This window comes from Pseudomonas zeae (genome assembly GCF_014268485.2).
Lineage (GTDB): Bacteria > Pseudomonadota > Gammaproteobacteria > Pseudomonadales > Pseudomonadaceae > Aquipseudomonas > Aquipseudomonas neuropathica.
Window position 1 is genome coordinate 2909783 of record NZ_CP077090.1, and the last position, 18868, is coordinate 2928650.

7 protein-coding genes (1 of these 7 only partly in view) are annotated in these 18868 nt (G+C 61.9%); 6 read left to right on the forward strand and 1 reads right to left on the reverse strand.

Annotation, left to right across the window (positions count from 1 at the left end; all coding sequences use genetic code 11):
- The 5 genes from HU754_RS12795 to HU754_RS12815 form a co-directional block, all read left to right on the forward strand.
- Positions 1–12252, forward strand: partial view of a non-ribosomal peptide synthase/polyketide synthase gene (locus HU754_RS12795; RefSeq protein WP_186624358.1) — the 3' portion only. 5592 nt of this gene lie to the left of the window's left edge; the window shows 12252 of its 17844 coding nt (coding positions 5593–17844); its start codon lies beyond the left edge, outside the window; it ends in the stop codon at positions 12250–12252.
- A 66-nt stretch (positions 12253–12318) separates the two neighbouring features.
- Entirely contained in the window at positions 12319–13467 is a 1149-nt protein-coding gene (gene macA / locus HU754_RS12800) for a macrolide transporter subunit MacA (RefSeq protein ID WP_186624359.1), read from the forward strand.
- Positions 13468–13469: 2 nt separating this feature from the next.
- Positions 13470–15428 carry a MacB family efflux pump subunit gene (locus tag HU754_RS12805; RefSeq protein ID WP_116254885.1) on the forward strand — a complete coding sequence of 653 codons (1959 nt, stop codon included), beginning with the start codon at positions 13470–13472 and terminating at the stop codon, positions 15426–15428.
- Between the two features lie 718 nt (positions 15429–16146).
- Positions 16147–16512: a DUF6124 family protein gene (locus tag HU754_RS12810; protein WP_186624360.1), complete on the forward strand. Its 366-nt coding sequence runs from the start codon at positions 16147–16149 to the stop codon at positions 16510–16512.
- Positions 16467–16853 (forward strand): DUF6124 family protein, encoded by a 387-nt coding sequence (locus tag HU754_RS12815; RefSeq protein WP_437182486.1) that lies wholly within the window; start codon positions 16467–16469, stop codon positions 16851–16853. The genes HU754_RS12810 and HU754_RS12815 overlap by 46 nt, the downstream gene beginning before the upstream one ends.
- A gap of 238 nt (positions 16854–17091) precedes the next feature.
- Here HU754_RS12815 and HU754_RS12820 read toward each other — a convergent pair whose 3' ends face one another.
- Positions 17092–17838, reverse strand: coding sequence for a response regulator transcription factor (locus tag HU754_RS12820; RefSeq protein WP_186624361.1), 747 nt, complete (start codon positions 17836–17838; stop codon positions 17092–17094).
- A gap of 320 nt (positions 17839–18158) precedes the next feature.
- On the opposite strand from HU754_RS12820, the gene ycaC reads away from it, so the two are divergent.
- Entirely contained in the window at positions 18159–18791 is a 633-nt protein-coding gene (gene ycaC, locus HU754_RS12825; RefSeq protein ID WP_007916011.1) for an isochorismate family cysteine hydrolase YcaC, read from the forward strand.
- Positions 18792–18868: the final 77 nt, after the last annotated feature.

Below are 18868 nucleotides of genomic sequence, written 5' to 3' on the forward strand. Positions count from 1 at the left end.
GTGGGCGAGTGCAGCAGCCTTACCGATGTGTTCTGTGGTGGCGGTGCTCTGGCGGCCGCGTTGGTGCGCAGCGTGCGCGTACATCTGCCGCAGGTGCGCCTGCACAACGTTTATGGCCCGACCGAAGCCACCGTCGACAGCACCGTATGGACGCTGGATGCGAATTCGCCGGTACCGCAAGGCGCGCCACCGATTGGCAAACCGCTGTGCAATACCCGCGTGTACATCCTTGATGCTCACCAACAACCGACGCCATTGGGTGTGGTCGGCGAGATGTATCTCGGCGGCGTGCAGGTGGCGCGGGGTTATCTGAATCGGCCTGAGCTGAGCGCCGAACGTTTCCTCGACGATCCGTTCAGTGATCAGCCCGGCGCACGTTTGTACCGCACGGGTGACGTCGCACGGTATCTGGCCGATGGCAACATCGAGTACCTGGGGCGTAATGACGATCAGGTCAAAATCCGTGGTTTACGCATCGAACTGGGCGAGATTCAGGCGCATCTGGCGCAGGTCGACGGTGTCCGCGAAGCGGCCGTGCTGGCCCGTGAAGACGTGCCGGGCGATCAGCGTCTGGTCGCGTACTACAGCGGCGAACTCGTCGAAACAGATCAGCTACGCAGCCAATTGCTCAAGCATCTGCCGGCCTACATCGTGCCTGCCGTGTTTGTGAATCTGCCGGCGTTGCCACTGAGCCCCAACGGCAAACTGGATCGCCAGGCGTTGCCGGCTCCCGACCAGACTGCGCTGCTGAGCCGGGAATACGAAGCTCCGATCGGTGAAGTCGAAACCGTGATTGCCGGGATTTGGGCCGAGTTGCTGAAGGTCGAGCGGGTAGGGCGCTTCGATCATTTCTTCGAACTGGGCGGCCACTCGTTGCTGGCAGTCAATCTGGTTGCGCGCATGCGTCGGGCCGGCCTGTCGGCGGATATTCGTGTGCTCTTCGGCCAGCCGACATTGGCCGCGCTCGCTGCGGCTGTGGGCGGCGAACCTGATGCGGCGGTGCCGGCAAACCTCATTGCGGCCGATTGCCCGCGCATCACACCCGAATTGTTGCCGCTGGTAGCGCTGGACCAAGCGACGATCGACCGTATCGTTGCAAGCGTCCCCGGCGGTGTGCGCAATGTTCAGGACATCTACCCGCTGGCACCTTTGCAAACCGGCATCCTGTTCCATCATCTGTCGGCCGCGCACGGCGATCCATATGTGCTGCAGGCGCAGTTTGCCTTCGCCGATGAACAGCGTTTGCAAGTGTTCACTGATGCCCTGCAACGGGTAATCGAACGCCATGACATTCTGCGCACGTCGCTGTTCTGGGAGGGGCTGGAAGAGCCGGTGCAAGTGGTCTGGCGTCAGGCTTCGCTGGGCTGCGAGGCCTTGCCGCTAGACGCCGAAGCGGGCGATGCGCTGAGCCAGTTGCGCAGACGCTTCACCATCGATAACTACCGTATGCCCGTCACCGAGGCGCCGCTGATGCGCGTGGTGCACGGCCGCGATGAGGCCAATCAACGCGTGGTGGCGTTGTTGCTGTTCCATCACCTGGTGATGGATCACGTGGCGCTGGAGGTGTTGCAGCACGAGATGCAGGCGTTTCTGCTGGGCAACGACGGGCTGCTGAGCGAACCGGTGCCGTACCGCAATTACGTGGCGCACACCCGTTCCGGCCTGACCGCGCAAGCACACGCCAGTTTCTTCGGCGAGATGCTCGGCGCTGTTGATGAGCCGACCTTGCCTTACGGGCAGAATCTGGCCAGCGACGGCCCTGCACAAGAGGCGCAACTGGACCTGGAAAACGCGCTGAGCCACAGCATCCGTCAGCAGGCCCGGCGTTTGGGGGTCAGCGCTGCCAGCCTGATGCACCTCGCCTGGGCACAGGTGCTGGGGCAATTGTCCGGACGCGACGCCGTGGTGTTTGGCACGGTGTTGCTCGGGCGATTGCAGGGCGGTGAAGGATCGGAGCGCGCACTCGGTGTGTTCATCAATACCTTACCGCTGTGCATCGAACTGAATGCGCACAGCGTTAAAGGTGCGGCACTGGCGACCCACGAACGCCTGAGTCAGTTGCTCGCTCATGAGCACGCGCAACTGGCGCAGGTGCAACAGTACAGCGCGATGCCGGCGGGCACACCGTTGTTCAGTACGCTGCTCAACTATCGTCACAGCGCCCCGGTCGGGCCGGTATCCGCTGAGGTGCAAGCGGCGTGGCACGGCATGCAATTGCTCGCTGCCGAGGAACACACCAACTATCGCCTGACTCTCAGCGTTGATGATCTCGGTGAAGACTTCCGCCTGAAGGTATTGGCCGGGGCCGGCATTGATGCGCAGCGTATCTGCGGGTACATGCAGGGAGCGTTGATGACGTTGCTGGAGGCACTGGAGCACACGCCGCACGTGGGCTTTGACCGGTTGTCGATCCTGCCGGCAGCTGAGCGCGAACAGTTGCTGGTGGATTTCAATGCGACCGAGGCTGACTACCCGCGTGAGCTGACGATTGCCCGGCGCTTCGAGTCGCAGGTCACCGAGCGTCCGCAGGCTATTGCAGCGGTGTTTGCCGGACAGCCACTGACTTACTTGCAGCTCAATCGCCAGGCCAATGCCTTGGCGCATCACTTGATCGCCATCGGGGTGAAAGCCGATGACCGCGTGGCCATCGTCGCCCGCCGGGGCCTGGATACATTGGTCGGGCTGGTCGCCATCCTCAAGGCCGGCGCCGGCTATGTGCCGATCGATCCGGCGCATCCCGTCGAGCGGATCAGTTATTTGCTGAGCGACAGCGCACCGGTCGCGGTGCTCACGCAAAGCGATCTGCACGAGAGACTGCCGCAACCGGGCGTGCCAGTGATTGATGTCGATCTGTGCGCATGGCCGGCGCAGGCGCAGCACAACCCTGCGGTGCCGGGCCTGAGCGCTGCGCATCTGGCGTACGTGATCTACACCTCGGGTTCGACCGGTCTGCCCAAAGGCGTCATGGTCGAACATCAGACGTTGTCCAATCTGGTCGACTGGCACTGTGAAGCGTTCGATTTACGCGCCGGCAGCCACACCTCAAGCCTTGCCGGATTTGGTTTCGATGCGATGGCGTGGGAAGTCTGGCCGGCCCTGTGCGCGGGCGCGACCCTGCACCTGGCCCCAACCCATGACGGCGCTGAAGACATCGATGGGTTGCTCGACTGGTGGCGTGCGCAGCCGCTGGACGTGAGCTTTTTGCCAACACCGGTCGCCGAATATGCGTTCAGCCAGAACCTCGATCATCCGACCTTGCGCACCTTGCTGATCGGTGGCGATCGCTTGCGCCAGTTCAGCCGTCAGCAGCGCTTCGCCGTGATCAACAACTACGGCCCGACCGAGGCCACCGTGGTCGCGACTTCCGGGCGTATCGACGTTGGCGCGGCGTTGCACATTGGTAAACCGGTGGCGAACGCGGCGGTTTATTTGCTCGACGAGCAGCAACGGCCAGTGCCAATGGGTGTCATGGGCGAGTTGTACGTCGGTGGCGCGGGCGTGGCCCGGGGTTATCTGAACCGCGCCGATCTGACCGCTGAGCGCTTCTTGCACGACCCGTTCAGCCCCTTGCCGAATGCGCGCATGTACCGCACCGGTGACCTTGCTCGTTGGCGCGAAGACGGCTCGCTCGACTACCTGGGGCGTAACGACGACCAGGTGAAAATCCGTGGCATGCGCATTGAATTGGGCGAAATCGAGACTCGCCTCAATCAGCTCCCTGGTATTAACGAAGCGGTGTTGCTGGCCCGCGAGGACCAACCCGGCCAGCCGCGACTGGTGGCCTATTTCACCGAACAGGCGGGGGCCGAGCCACTGGCAGTGGGCGAGTTGCGCGAGCATCTGCTGACGCAGTTGCCGGACTACATGGTGCCGGCAGCGTTTGTCCGGCTCGAGGCTTTGCCGCTGACCGCCAATGGCAAGGTCGACCGCAAGGCATTGCCGAAACCGGACCTGGCCGCGCTGCCGACCCGCGAATACGAGGCTCCGCAAGGCGAGCTGGAAACCGCGCTGGCGCAGATCTGGACCGAAGTGCTGCAAGCCGGGCAGGTCGGCCGTCACGACCACTTCTTTGAACTGGGCGGTCATTCGCTGTTGGCGATGCGCATGGTCTCGCTGATCCGTCAGCGCCTCGGCATCGAACTGGCGCTGAGTGATCTGTTTGCCGATGCGCAATTGAGCGCAATCGCTGCAGTATTGAACCGCGCCGGGCGCAGCGCGTTACCGGAGATCTTGCCGGCACCGCGTGATCAGGCGCTGCCGATGTCCTTCGCCCAACAGCGCCTGTGGTTTCTCGCGCAAATGGCGGGTGGCAACTCGGCGTACAACATTCCTCTCGGCTTGCGCCTGCGCGGTCACCTCGACGTCGATGCCCTGCAATCGGCGCTGGCGCGGATCGTCGCCCGCCACGAAACCCTGCGCAGCCGTTTCATCCGCCTCGACGACAGCGCGCAGGTGTCGATTGCCCCGGTCGATAACGGTTGGCTGCTGCGTGTAGAAGATCTGCGCCAACAGCCGCAGGCCGAGCACACCTTGCAAATATTGCTGGCGCAGGAAGCCTCGACAACGTTTGATTTGCAGAACGATTCGTTGATTCGTGGACGGTTGGTGCGTCTGGCTGACGATCATCATGTGCTGCTGTTGACCGTGCATCACATCGTTGCCGACGGCTGGTCGATGGGCGTGCTGACCGGCGAGTTGATGGCGTTGTATCAGGCGTTCAGCCAAGGCCAACCGGATCCGCTGCCAGCACTGACGCTGCAATACGGCGACTACGCCCTATGGCAACGGCGCTGGCTCAGCGGTGAAGTGCTGCAGCAGCAAAGCCAATATTGGCAGCAGACCCTCGACGGTGCGCCGGCCTTGTTAACGCTGCCCACCGATCGCCCGCGACCGGCCCAACAGGATTACACCGGCGGCAACGTCGAAGTGCTGCTGGACCAGCGTTTGAGTGCGGCGCTCAAGGCCTTGAGCCAGCGTCATGGCGCGACCCTGTTCATGACCCTGATGAGTGCCTGGGCGTTGCTGATGAGTCGGCTGTCCGGGCAATCCGATGTGGTGATCGGCGCGCCGGTGGCCAACCGCAGCCGCGCTGAAGTCGAAGGCCTGATCGGCATGTTCGTCAATACGCTCGCCGTGCGCATCGACACCTCGGGCGCGCCGAGCGTCGAAGCGCTGCTGGCACAGGTCAAGGCGCGGACACTGGAAGCGCAGGCGCATCAGGATCTGCCGTTCGAGCAAGTGGTGGAAATCGCCCGACCGGTGCGCAGCCTGGCGCACAGCCCGTTGTTCCAGACCACGTTAAGCTGGGACGGCAGCGTTGGCCCGCAACTGGCCTTGGGCGAGCTGACGCTGGAGGGTGTTGCCGGGACCGGCGATGTCGCCAAGTTTGACCTGACGCTGACACTGGGCGAGGTCAACGGAGTGCTGCGCGGCACGCTGAACTACGCCACGGCGCTGTTCGATGCGCTGACGATCAAGCGGTACATCGGCTACTTCGAACGTCTGCTCGAGGCGATGGTTGCCGATGATCAAACGGTGCTGGAACGTGTGCCATTGCTGGCAAACGATGAGCGCCAGCGCTTGCTGTACGACTTCAACGCCACGGCGCGTGGCTACCCGCAAACACTGACCGTACACGGGGTTTTCCAACAGCAGGCAGCCGCGCATCCCAAAGCTGTGGCGGCCGTGCATGGTGCGCATTCGCTGAGCTACTTTGAACTCAACGCGCAAGCCAACCGCCTGGCCCATCACCTGATCGCGCACGGCGTGCAGCCGGGCGATCACGTGGCGATCCTGCTGCCGCGTTCGCTGGAGTTGCTGGTCGCGCAACTGGCCATTGCCAAATGCGCGGCCGCTTATGTGCCGCTGGACATCAATGCACCGAGCGAGCGCCAGGCGTTCATGGTCGAGGATTGCCGCGCGGTGGCGTTGTTGACCTTGAGCGGCGAAGTCATCGACTACGCCGCGCCGCGTATCGACCTCGACAGGCTGACCCTCAACGGCCAGCCGACGCACAATCCGAATCTGTTGCAGTCGTCCGAGTCGCTGGCGTACATCATGTACACCTCAGGTTCCACCGGCACGCCGAAAGGCGTGATGGTGCCGCACCGGGGCATCGGCCGCTTGGTGCTCAACAACGGTTACGCCGATTTCAATGCGCAGGATCGTGTGGTCTTCGCCTCGAACCCGGCGTTCGATGCGAGCACCATGGACATCTGGGGGCCGCTGCTCAATGGCGGTCGCGTGGTGATCATCGACCATCAAACCTTGCTCGATCCGCATGCCTTTGGCCGTGAACTGAGCAGCAGTGGCGCAACGATCCTGTTCGTCACCACCGCGCTGTTCAATCAATACGTGCAACTGATTCCGCAGGCGCTCAAGGGCCTGCGGATTCTGCTGTGCGGCGGTGAGCGTGGCGATCCGGCGGCGTTTCGTCGAATGTTGGCCGAGGCGCCAACACTGCGCATCGTGCATTGCTACGGCCCGACCGAAACCACCACCTACGCCACAACCTTTGAAGTGCGCGAAGTTGCGGAAAACGCCGAGAGCGTGCCGATTGGCGGGCCGATCGCTAACACGCAGGTTTACGTGCTTGATGCGTATCAGCAGCCGGTGCCGATGGGCGTCACCGGTGAGCTGTATATCGGCGGGCAGGGCGTGGCGCTGGGGTATCTGAATCGGGCGGATCTGACTGCCGAGAAATTCCTCTGCGATCCGTTCAGCGAGATGCCGGGCGCGTTGCTCTATCGCACCGGCGACCTCGCGCGCTGGCTGGCGCCGGGGCAACTCGATTGCATCGGGCGCAACGACGATCAGGTGAAGATTCGCGGTTTCCGCATCGAACTGGGAGAAATCGAAAACCGCCTGCTGAATTGCCCGGGGATCAAGGAAGCGGTGGTGCTGGCGCGCCGCGACGGACAGGACTCCCCGCGTCTGGTGGCGTACTACACGGCGCACGATGAGCACTTGGACAGCGCTGAGCTGCACGCGCAAATGCACGCGCGACTGCCGGAATACATGGTGCCCACCGCGTGGGTGCAACTCGATGTATTGCCGTTGAACAACAACGGCAAGGTCGATCGCAAGGCGCTGCCGGCACCGACGCAGGAGGCACTGCTCAGTCGGGCCTACGAGGCACCGACCAATCCACTGGAAGCAAGCCTGGCGCAGGTCTGGGCCGAGGTGTTGCAGGTCGGGCAGGTCGGTCGCTATGACAACTTCTTCGAGCTCGGCGGCCATTCATTGCTGGCCATGCGCATGCTCTCCCTGGTGCGCCAACAATTGGGCGTGGAGCTGGCGCTGGCCGATCTGTTTGCCAACCCGGAACTGGCGGCGGTCGCCGAAGTGTTGAGTCAGGCCGAACGTAGCAGCTTGCCGCCGATTCTGCCGGCGCCGCGCGATCAGGCACTGCCGTTGTCGTTCGCCCAGCAACGCTTGTGGTTCCTCGCGCAAATGGATGGCGGCAACACCGCCTACAACATTCCTCTGGGCTTGCACCTGCGTGGCCGACTCGACGCCGTGGCACTGCAACGGGCATTGGCGCGAATCGTCGCTCGTCACGAAACCCTGCGCAGCCGTTTCGCACAATTGCACGACGAAGCTCAGGTGCTGATTGCCCCGGTCGACATTGGTCTGCCGCTGATTGTGGAAGACTGGCGACAACAGCCGCAGTCCGAGGAGGCCTTGCGTGCTTTGGTCGACGCTGAAGCGCGCGGGCCGTTCAACTTGCAGGACGATCCGTTGATTCGCGGTCGGCTGGTGCGTCTGGCCGATGATCACCATGTGCTGTTGCTGACGATGCACCACATCATCTCCGACGGTTGGTCGATGGGCGTGCTGACCCATGAATTGATGGCGCTGTATCAGGCGTTCAGCCGTGGCGAGGACGATCCGCTGCCACCGCTGGCCTTGCAGTACACCGACTACGCGGTATGGCAACGGCGCTGGCTGAGCGGCGAGGTGTTGCAGCGCCAGAGTGATTACTGGCAGCAGACTCTGGCCGGCGCCCCGGCATTGTTGAGCCTGCCGACTGACCGACCACGGCCGGCGCAACAGGATCACCGCGGCGGCAGTGTCGAGATCGTACTGGACGCGCAGACCAGCGCCGGTCTCAAGGCGTTGTGTCAGCGCCACAGCGTGACGCCGTACATGGTAATCATGAGCGCCTGGGCGATGCTGCTTACGCGTCTGTCCGGGCAGTCCGATGTGGTCATCGGCTCGCCCGTCGCCAACCGTACCCGCGCCGAAATCGAAGGATTGATCGGCATGTTCGTCAACACCCTGGCGCTGCGCATCGATACCTCGGGTGATCTGACGGGGGCAGCGCTGCTGGCGCGGGTCAAGGCCCAGACTCTGGCCGCGCAGGCGCATCAGGATCTGCCGTTCGAACACGTGGTGGAAGTCACCCGACCGCTGCGCAGCCTTTCCCACACACCGTTGTTCCAGACTTTGCTGAGCTGGGACAGCAGCGTGGCGCCAGCCCTGGCACTCGACGAGCTGACGCTGGAAGGCCTGGCCGGGGAAAATCACTTTGTGAAGTTCGACCTGTCGCTGAGTCTGGGCGAAAGCCAGCACGGGGTGCGTGGCTCGCTGCGCTACGCCACCGCGCTGTTCGATGAGTCGACCGTGCAGCGTTTTGTCGGTTACCTCCAGCGCTTGCTGGCGGCGCTGGTCAGTGATGATCAGGCGGTTTTGGCGCAAGTCGAGTTGCTTGCCGAGGATGAGCAGCGACGCCTGCTCGGCGACTTCAACGCGACGGCGCTTGATTGCCCGGTCGAGCAACCGGTGCAGAGCCTGTTCGAAGCACAGGTGCGGCGTCAGCCGGACGCCATCGCCGTGCAGTCGGGCGAACACAGCCTGACCTATCGCGAGCTGAATGCCCGTGCCAACCGCCTCGCGCATCACCTGCGTGAGCAAGGCGTCGGGCCGGATGCGCGGGTGGCGCTGTGCGTCGAGCGTGGGCTTGATCTGGTGGTGGGGCTGCTCGGCATTCTCAAGGCCGGTGGCGCGTACGTGCCGCTGGATCCGGCTTATCCGGCGGAGCGCCTGGACTTTATGCTCAGGGATTGCGCGCCGGTGGCGGTGCTGGTGCAGACGGCCACGCGATCGCTGTTTGCCGAGGCCGGGGCAGTGCTGATCGACTTTGACCAATGCACCTGGCACGACCAGTCAGAAAACGATCCGCAAGTGCCAGGCCTGAGTCCTTCGAACCTGGCGTACATGATCTACACCTCAGGTTCGACCGGCACACCCAAAGGCGTGATGCTCGAACATCGTGGCTTGTGCAATCTGGTGCATTGGGGCTCGCAGATTTGCCCACCAGCTCCAGAGGGCGCGTTGTTGCAGAAAGCCCCATTCAGTTTCGATGGTTCGGTGTGGGAATTCTTCTGGCCACTGACGGCCGGTGTGCGTCTGGTGCTGGCACGGCCGGGAGGTCACCGGGAACCGGCGTACCTGGCGCAAGTGATTCGTCAGCAGCGGGTCACGGTGGTCAAGTTCGTGCCGGCGCTGTTGCAGCAATTTCTCGAGCTGCAAGACGTCAGTGAATGCACCAGCCTCACCGATGTGTTCTGCGGTGGCGGCGAACTCACGGCGGCCCTGGCCCGCGAAGTACGCCAGCAACTGCCGTGGGTGCGCCTGCATAACGTGTATGGCCCGACCGAAGCCACGGTCGACAGCACAGCGTGGACACTGGAACCGCACATGCCCGTGCCATCCACCGAATTGCCGATTGGCAAGGCCATCTGTAACACCCGTTTGTACGTGCTCGATGCGCATGACCAAGCGGTACCGCTCGGTGTCATTGGCCAGTTGCACATCGGCGGCATCGGCGTGGCGCGAGGGTATATGGGACTGCCACAGATGCAGGCCGAGCGCTTTATCGACAGTCCGTTTGTGCCCGGTGACCGCTTGTACCGCACCGGCGATCTGGTGCGTTACCGCGCGGACGGTAACCTCGAATTCCTCGGGCGCAATGACTTCCAGGTCAAGCTGCATGGTTTGCGTCTGGAACTCGGTGAAATCGAAGCGCGGTTGATCCAGCACCCGGGTGTGCGCGAGGTGGTCGTGCTGATGCGCGACGAACGACTGGTCGCGTATTTCACTTTGCGCGAGGGCAGTGCTGCACCGGCTATCGACACGCTGCGCGCGTTCATTCTTGAGCAGTTACCCGAGTACATGGTGCCGGGTGCGTTTGTTGCGCTCGACGTTTTGCCGCTGAGTCCCAACGGCAAGATCGACCGTCAGGCGCTGCCGGCGCCGGGCCTCGACGCGGTACTCAGCCGACATTACGAAGCACCTGAAGGCGAGGTCGAAACCGTGTTGGCGCGGGTCTGGGCTGAGGTGCTGAATGTCGAGCAGGTCGGACGCCACGACAACTTCTTCGAATTAGGCGGGCATTCGCTGCTGGCGATTCGTCTGGTCAACCTGCTGCAGCGTGCGGGGCAACAGGTGACGCTGGCGGAGCTGTTCCAGCGTCCGAGTGTCGAGTCGCTGGCCGCGCTGCTCTGTCAGCGCAACACGGTGCCCGAACAGCCGGATGGCCTGGTCGTGGTGCGGCCGGGCGAGGGCGGCGATGCGCTGTTCCTGATCCATGAGTTCAGCGGCAGGGAGGTGTATTTCCCGGCATTGGCGATGCACATCGAGGGGCAGTTTCCGATTTACGGTTTGCCCGGTGTGCCGTTGGGGCAGCCGCAGCTGCGCACGCTTGAGTGCATGGCCACGCGGATGGTCGGGATTATCCGGGCGGTACAACCGCATGGGCCGTATCGTCTGGCCGGGTGGTCGTTTGGTGGCTTGCTGGCGTATGAAATCGCTCAGCAGTTGCTGGGTCTCGATGAGACGGTGGCGTTTGTCGGCCTGCTCGATACCTACGCGCCGCATCCGGCCAGTCAGGATAAAACCCGCTGGAGCGGCGCGCATCGCGACAAGCATCAGTTGCTGGAGCACTGCCGCGCGCGTTCGCAGATGCGCGGTGCAGAAGGGCTGCCGGCGTTGGCTGAGGTCGAGCGGCTTGAGGCTGAAGTCGAACGCATTGCGTTCGATGAGCTGTTCCAGCGCTGCTGCGAACAGCAATTGCCTGACCCGGAACTGGCCGCACTGAGTGCAGCGGATGCCTGGAGTTACTTTGATCGTGAGGCCGCTCATGGCCTGGCGCTGGCGCATTACCGGGTCAGCCCGGCCAGTCTGCCGGTGCACTTGTTCCGCGCTCAGGCACTGATGCCGGGGCAGGCGCAGCCGAGTCCGATCCGCGGTTGGGAAAACAAGATCAGTACAGGTTTGCTGCGCTGCATCGATGTCCCGGGTGATCACCGCAGCATGATGAAAGCTCCGGATATTCAGGCGCTCGGTCAGGCCTTGAGTCAGGCTATGGCCGCTGCGCAGGTTCCGGAGCCAGAGGCCTATCAGCCGCTGTTGACCATTCAGAGCGGGCACGCCGGGCATGCGCCGATCTTCTGCGTGCCGGGGGCGGGCGACAGTGTCACCGGGTTCATTCACCTGACCGAGGCCTTGGGCCCGGAGTGGCCGATCATCGGCCTGCAACCGCGCGGGCTCGATGGCAACGGCGTGCCGCACAGCCAGGTTGAAGCGGCAGCGAAGTGCTATCTGCAAGCGGTCGAGCAGTTGTATCCGCAAGGTCCGGTGCACCTGATCGGCCATTCCTTCGGCGGCTGGGTCGCGCATGCCATGGCCGCGCAGTTGCAGGCGGCGGGGCGTGAGGTGGCGTCATTGACCCTGATCGACAGCGAATCGCCCGGCGGCAACGGTACGGCGGGCAAGCCGTACACCACGACTGCCGCACTGGAACGCTTGATCGAGACGCTGCAACTGTCCAGCGGCAAGTCGTTGGGCATCGACCCGCTGGCGTTCGCCGAAGCTGACGACACCACGCAAATGCGCCTGTTGCACGAGGGCATGGTGTGCGCCGGTGTGTTGTCTGCGCGTTCGTCAGCGCAGGCCATGCACGGCCCGGTCCGCACCTTCGCCACAGCCTTGCGCACGGTCTATCAACCGCAGTTGGCATACACCGGGCCGGTGCGGCTGGCGCTGGTCGATGACCCGACGCTGGATGCGTGGGGCAATCAGCGCGAGCAAGCGGCGATGGTCGAAGGCTGGCAACGCCAGGTGACGGATCTGGCGGTGTGGTACGGGCCGGGCAACCACTTCACGATTCTCAAGGCGCCCAACGTTTTCAGTTTCGCGGCGTGGTGGCATGACGGCCTGAAAGTGCCGGCCGGCCAAGTGGTTTCCTGATTGTTGTTTATTTACCAGAGCCCGGCCGCTGGCCGGGCTCACCCCTGAACGGACTTGTGGTTATTTATGGAAAAGTCGAAGTTGCGCAAAGTCGGTATGGGATTAGCGTTGGTGGCAGTGGCGGGATTGGCGTTCTACGCGGTGCAGGCACCGGCCGAGGCGCCGCAATACCTGACCGCGCCGGTGGAACGCAGTGATATTGAAAACGCGGTGCTCGCCACCGGGTTGCTCGAAGGCATCAAGCAAGTGGACGTCGGCGCGCAAGTGTCGGGGCAATTGAAGTCGCTCAAGGTCAAGGTCGGCGACAAGGTGAAGAAGGGCCAGTGGCTGGCGGAAATCGATCCGCTGGTGTTGCAGAACACTTTGCGTCAGGCCCAGGTTGATGAGGAAAACCTGCAAGCGCAAAAACGCGCGACCCAGGCTCAGCTCAGGCAGACCAAAGCGATTTACGAGCGCTACAAGAACTTGCAGGACGACGCGTCGATCTCGCGCCAGGACTTCGAAACCGCCGAGTCGGATTATCAGGTGCAACAGGCCAATCTGATGTCGCTGGATGCGCAGATCAAAAGCGCGCACATCCAGATCGACACGGCCAAGGTCAATCTGGCCTACACACGGATTGTTGCGCCGATTGATGGCGACGTGGTCGGCGTGGTCACTCAGGAAGGCCAGACGGTGATCGCCAGCCAACTGGCGCCGGTCCTGCTGAAACTGGCGGATCTGGACACCATGACGGTCAAGGCGCAGGTGTCCGAAGCCGACGTGATTCACATCGCCCCGGGGCAAGAGGTGTATTTCACCATTCTCGGCGAGGACAAACGCTACTACGCGAAACTGCGCGGCACGGACCCGGCGCCGCAGAACTTTCTTGAAACACCGCCCGCCGGTACGCCGAAGCAAAGCAGCGCGGTGTTCTACAACGCTTTGTTCGAGGTGCCCAATCCCGATCATCGCCTGCGCATCTCGATGACCGCGCAGGTGCGCATTATCCTCGACACCGCCAAGTCGGTACTGACCGTGCCGGTGGCGGCGCTCGGCCCGCGCAATGCCGATGGCAGCTTCCCCGTGCGCGTGCTCGACGCCAAGGGCCACGCGCAGTCGCGCAATGTGCAGACCGGGATCAACAACAACGTCAAAGTGCAGATCAACGCCGGTCTGGCAGAAGGCGACCGCGTGGTGATCGGTGATCCGGTGAACAATGTGGTGGGGGCCTGAGCATGACTGAGCCACTGCTACAACTGACCGGCATCACCCGCAGTTTCACCGCTGGCGACCGCGAGTTTCTCGCGCTGAACAACATCAACCTGACGATCAACGCCGGGGAAATGGTGGCGATCATTGGTGCCTCCGGTTCCGGCAAATCGACGCTGATGAACATCCTCGGTTGCCTCGATTACGCCACCGCTGGCAGCTACAGGATCAACGGCCAGGAAACCCGCGATCTGGACAATCAGGCCCTGGCCGAGCTGCGCCGCGATTACTTTGGTTTCATCTTCCAGCGTTACCACTTGCTGCCGCATTTGAGCGCAATGCACAACGTCGAGATGCCGGCGATTTACGCCGGTACGCCGCAGCTTCAACGCCATGCCCGTGCCCGTGAGTTGTTGGCGCGACTGGGTCTGGAAGGCCATTTGACGCATCGGCCGAGCCAGCTCTCCGGCGGTCAGCAACAGCGCGTGAGTATCGCCCGCGCTTTGATGAACGGCGGCGAAGTGATCCTCGCCGACGAACCGACCGGCGCCCTCGACACGGCCAGCGGCAAGGAGGTCATGCGCATCCTGCTGGAGCTGCACGCGGCGGGGCACACGGTGATTCTGGTCACTCACGACCCGAAAGTGGCGGCCAATGCCGAGCGCATCATCGAAGTCAGCGACGGCGAAATCCTCAGCGACCGCAGCAATGAACGCGATACCACGCACCTGCTCAGCGAAGAACCGGTGGCACCGAAAGCCACCGCTTCGCGTCGCCTGGTCGCCAGTCTCGGGTTGTTCAAAGAGGCGTTCGCCATGGCGTGGGTGGCGTTGATCTCGCACCGCATGCGTACCTTGCTGACCATGCTCGGCATCGTCATTGGCATCACGTCGGTGGTGTCGATTTCGGCGGTCGGGGAGGGTGCGAAAAACTACGTGCTCAAGGACATTGCGGCGATTGGCAGCAATACCATCGATGTCTATCCCGGCAGCAGTTATGGCGACAAACGTGCCGCCGCCATTGAAACCCTGACGCCGGCTGACGTCACCGCGCTGAATCAGTTGTACTACGTCGACAGCGCCACGCCGATGATCGGCCGCAGCCTGTTGTTGCGTTATCGCAATATCGATCTGGATGCGCAGGTCAACGGCGTCAGCGATCAGTACTTTAAGGTGCGCGGGATCAAAATGGCCGCGGGCATCCCGTTCAGCGAAAGCGATGCGCGGCGCCAGGCGCAGGTGGTGGTCATCGATCACAACACCCGGCAGCGCCTGTTTGGCCAGGATGTCGACCCGTTGGGCCAGGTGATCCTGATTGGCAACCTGCCATGCACAGTGATCGGCGTGGCCGCGCAGGATAAAAGCCTGTTTGCCTCGGGCAAGACCCTCAACGTCTGGGTGCCCTACGAAACGGCGGCCGGGCGGGTGTTGGGCCAGCGTTATCTGGACAGCATCAGCGTGCGCATGAAGGACGGCCAGCCGAGCAAAGTGGTGGAAGAGCACGTCACCCAACTGCTGCTGCAACGCCACGGCACCAAGGATTTCTTCACCAACAACCTCGACAGCGTCTTGCAGACCGTGCAGAAAACCAGCCGCTCGCTGGCGTTGCTGCTGTCGCTGATTGCGGTGATTTCCCTGGTGGTCGGCGGCATCGGGGTGATGAACATCATGCTGGTGTCGGTGACCGAACGGACCCGTGAGATCGGCATTCGCATGGCGGTGGGGGCGCGGCAGTCGGACATTCGTCAGCAGTTTCTGGTGGAGGCGGTGATGGTTTGTCTGTTGGGCGGGGCGATCGGGATTTCCCTGTCGTATGCGATCGGGCATTTGTTTTCGGTGTTTATCAAAGAGTGGGAGATGGTGTTTTCGCTGGCGTCGGTGCTGACGGCGGTAGTGTGCTCGACGTTGATCGGGATTGTGTTTGGCTTTGTGCCGGCGCGGAATGCTTCGCGGCTTGATCCGATTGAGGCGTTGGCGCGGGATTAAAAGCGGCCCTCATCAAACCTGCTGGACATTGCACAGGTCGTGATGTTGGGGGGATTGCCGGTGAATCAGGCATTGGAGCACGTCGCGGGATTGCCCTCACCCTAACCCTCTCCCAGAGGGAGAGGGGACTGACCGCAGTGTTTGCTGGAGATACGCCGACGTGGGATACCGAGTCGAACTCAGGTTTTGAACAGCACAAAAATCGGCTCCCAAGTCGAACTCAGTTTCGAATTCAACCAAGATCGGCTCCCTTTCCCCCTCGCCCCCCTTGGGGGGAGAGGGCTGGGGTGAGGGGGGAATCTCACTGACACACCGCAAAACCTGGAACCACCGCATCCAGTATTTCCATCAATAAACATAACGCCGTGAGCGCGTTTAAATTACACGAACCGTTACGTCATACCGCCTACAACACCTTGCGTCGTTACCTACGCGTACGCCAGAATCCGCCGGCTTACGCGGCTATGGGTCGGGATATATCGTTCGCCTGTCACTGCAAATCAGTGATCGGGTTTGGTAGCCCGCTTCGGTACCGCCGTATGGCGCCACCTTATGCAGTCTCTTTTTGCGGCTGCGTTTTATATGGTGGACATGCGTGGGGCTCATTCATGAGCGCCGGGTTTCCGTATCGACCGGTCTACCAACCCGCGCATGGCCGCCACCTTCGTTTGGTAGCGAAAGTGATGGCTCCGGTTAATTTCGATACGAGACTTTATCTATGTTCAAAGCCACACCCAACCCACCAGACACCGATCCGATCCCCTACGACGCCGCACTGGAACCTCAAAACATCAAAGAGGCCACAGAGCGGGCGATCAATTTCTACCTCAACCCTTCCGCACTCAAAACCTCAAAACCCACCCGCAAAACCGGCAAGATCTACCTGATCGACCCCACCGTCGACGACGAAACCCTGCTGGTTGAAGCCTACGAATCGTTGTCCTCGGCCAGTGACATGGCCCGCGACCTTGCTGACTCGGTCGACAGCCCTCACCGCAAGAAAATGCTGATCCTGCAGCAGGTGATCATGTTGAGTGAATTGGTGGTGAGTCGCGTCCTCGACAACCAGCGCCTGCCCAACTAATTGCGGAACAGCCGCGGGAGGGAGCCTGCTCCCTTGCTGCGCAGAAGGAGTTTGAGCTGATGTCCAAGACACCCGATCCGCCGGTGACTGCGGCCAACATCATGGCCACGCCCTATACGCCCAATGTTATGTTCCGGGTCAACCCGCAAATTGATACCGAATCCCTGCTGGCAAACGCCTGTGAATCGCTGGCATCCGCCTCGGTCATGTTGTCTGATTTTGCCGGGATGCTGGAGGGGCCGCATCGCAATACCTTGCTGGGTATTGCGCAAGTGGTGATGTTGGGGGAATTGGCGGTGAATCAGGCATTGGAGCACGTCGCGGAATTGCCCTCACCCTAACCCTCTCCCAGGGGGAGAGGGGACTGACCGAGGTGTTCTTTCGAGATGCACCGACGTGAGATACCGAGTCGAACTCAGGGTTTGAACAGCACAAAGATCGGCTCAAAGTCGAACTCAGTTTCGAATTCAACCGAGATCGGCTCCCTTTCCCCCTCGCCCCCTTGGGGGAGAGGGCTGGGGTGAGGGGGTAGATCCAACTGACCCACCCAAATACCGAAGGCGTCGCAATCCCGGCGTATCAAGCCGCACTCGACGCCAACGCCTCCAACGGCGAATACATCCAGCGCATCAACGAATGCCGCCCGCTGATGCCCAACTTGATCGCCGCGCGTTTCAGATAACTCTCGACGGTGTTGACCTTCAACGCCAATTGCTCCGCCAGTTCCGGCGCCGTGCGGCCGGCGAGCAGGCCGACACACACTTCGGTTTCGCGGTTGGACAGGCTCAGCCCCAGTTGCTCCAGGCGCTCGTCAAAGCGCAGGCGCAAGGTTTCCAGGCCGCTGCCTTCGGCTGCTTCGGACGGAATTTGTGGATCAGGGGTGGCCGGTTGCAGGGCGTTGATGTGTTTTTCCACCATCGGCAGCAGCACCGGGGAGATGTCCTGCAACAGGCTGCGCTCCTGCGCGGAGAAACGCTGCGACTCGCCGTTGCGGTACACCGAAATCACGTAGCGATAGCCGTCCTTGCGCCGGGTCAGGTGCAGTTGCGAGGCGTCCGCACTGGTCGCGGCCGGCGGATTCTGTAAATGGTGAGCTGCCGCACTGTGTTCGGAAAACACCGTTTCGGCGAGCAGGGCCGGCTCTTTCAGCGGCTCCGGCTCACTGCGGCTCGACGCGCGGCCCACTGGTTCGACACGCATCTGCCGGATGTGCGTGGCGTCGACCGCCAGTTGCGTCAGGATCAGGTCATGCAGCATGCGCGGAAAGTGCCGGCTGCCGGTGCTGGCGATGACCTTGCCGATGTGGGGGAACAAGTGTGAATTCATATGCGTGTCATCCCTGAGAGGCGTTAATTCAAAAACGTCTGCAGCCCTGTCGACGATCTCCTTGGTCGACGAAAAACCGCAGACTTGGATCCTATCCTAGTACAACGTTTGAGCGACGGTTTAATGAAGGTGTTATTAGCTAATAACCCTGAATTTGCTGGCTTCAACGTGGGAACGAAGAGAACACCGTCGTTGAATTGTCCTGTTCAGGTTGACGGTGAAACACATTTCAACCGATTTATCCCTTTTCGATGCGTCAGTAACCTGTACACAACTTGAACGCAACAACAACTTTCCAACATTGAAAAGGGACGCACACCATGACCACTCCAACCTACAACCGCCTGAACAAAGACGACGCTATCGTGCTGCTGGTCGACCACCAGACCGGCCTGATTTCGCTGGTGCAGGACTTCTCGCCAAACGAGTTCAAGAACAACGTGCTGGCCCTGGCGGATCTGGCGAAGTTCTTCGAACTGCCAACCATCCTCACCACCAGTTTCGAACAAGGCCCGAACGGCCCGCTGGTACCGGAGTTGAAAGAGATGTTCCCGGACGCGCCGTACATCGCTCGTCCAGGCCAGATCAACGCCTGGGACAACGAAGATTTTGTGAAGGCGATCAAAGCCACCGGCCGCAAGCAGATCATCATTGCCGGTGTGGTGACGGATGTGTGCGTAGCGTTCCCGACCTTGTCGGCGCTGGCAGAAGGGTTTGATGTGTTTGTGGTGACCGACGCTTCCGGCACTTTCAACACCACAGTGCAACAGGCTGCATGGAGCCGCATGACCCAAGCCGGTGCGCAGATGATGAACTGGTTCTCGGTGGCCTGTGAGCTGCACCGCGACTGGCGCAACGATATTGAAGGCTTGGGTAATCTGCTGTCGCAGCGCATCCCCAACTACCGCAACCTGATGAACAGCTACTCGGCGCTGACGGCTCAGCAGAAGTAAGCCGACGCGACCGAACAAAAGCCTGCTCTGAAAGCAGGCTTTTGTCGTGTCTGCGCTTTAAAGTGCTAGCAGCGTTT

Bases quoted from the DNA above. Each gene is read 5' to 3' on its own strand.
- HU754_RS12810 (WP_186624360.1), top strand. From the start codon at position 16,147: ATGTTCAAAGCCACACCCAACCCACCAGACACCGATCCGATCCCCTAC.
- HU754_RS12820 (WP_186624361.1), bottom strand. From the start codon at position 17,838: ATGAATTCACACTTGTTCCCCCACATCGGCAAGGTCATCGCCAGCACC.
- macA (WP_186624359.1), top strand. From the start codon at position 12,319: ATGGAAAAGTCGAAGTTGCGCAAAGTCGGTATGGGATTAGCGTTGGTG.
- HU754_RS12805 (WP_116254885.1), top strand. From the start codon at position 13,470: ATGACTGAGCCACTGCTACAACTGACCGGCATCACCCGCAGTTTCACC.
- ycaC (WP_007916011.1), top strand. From the start codon at position 18,159: ATGACCACTCCAACCTACAACCGCCTGAACAAAGACGACGCTATCGTG.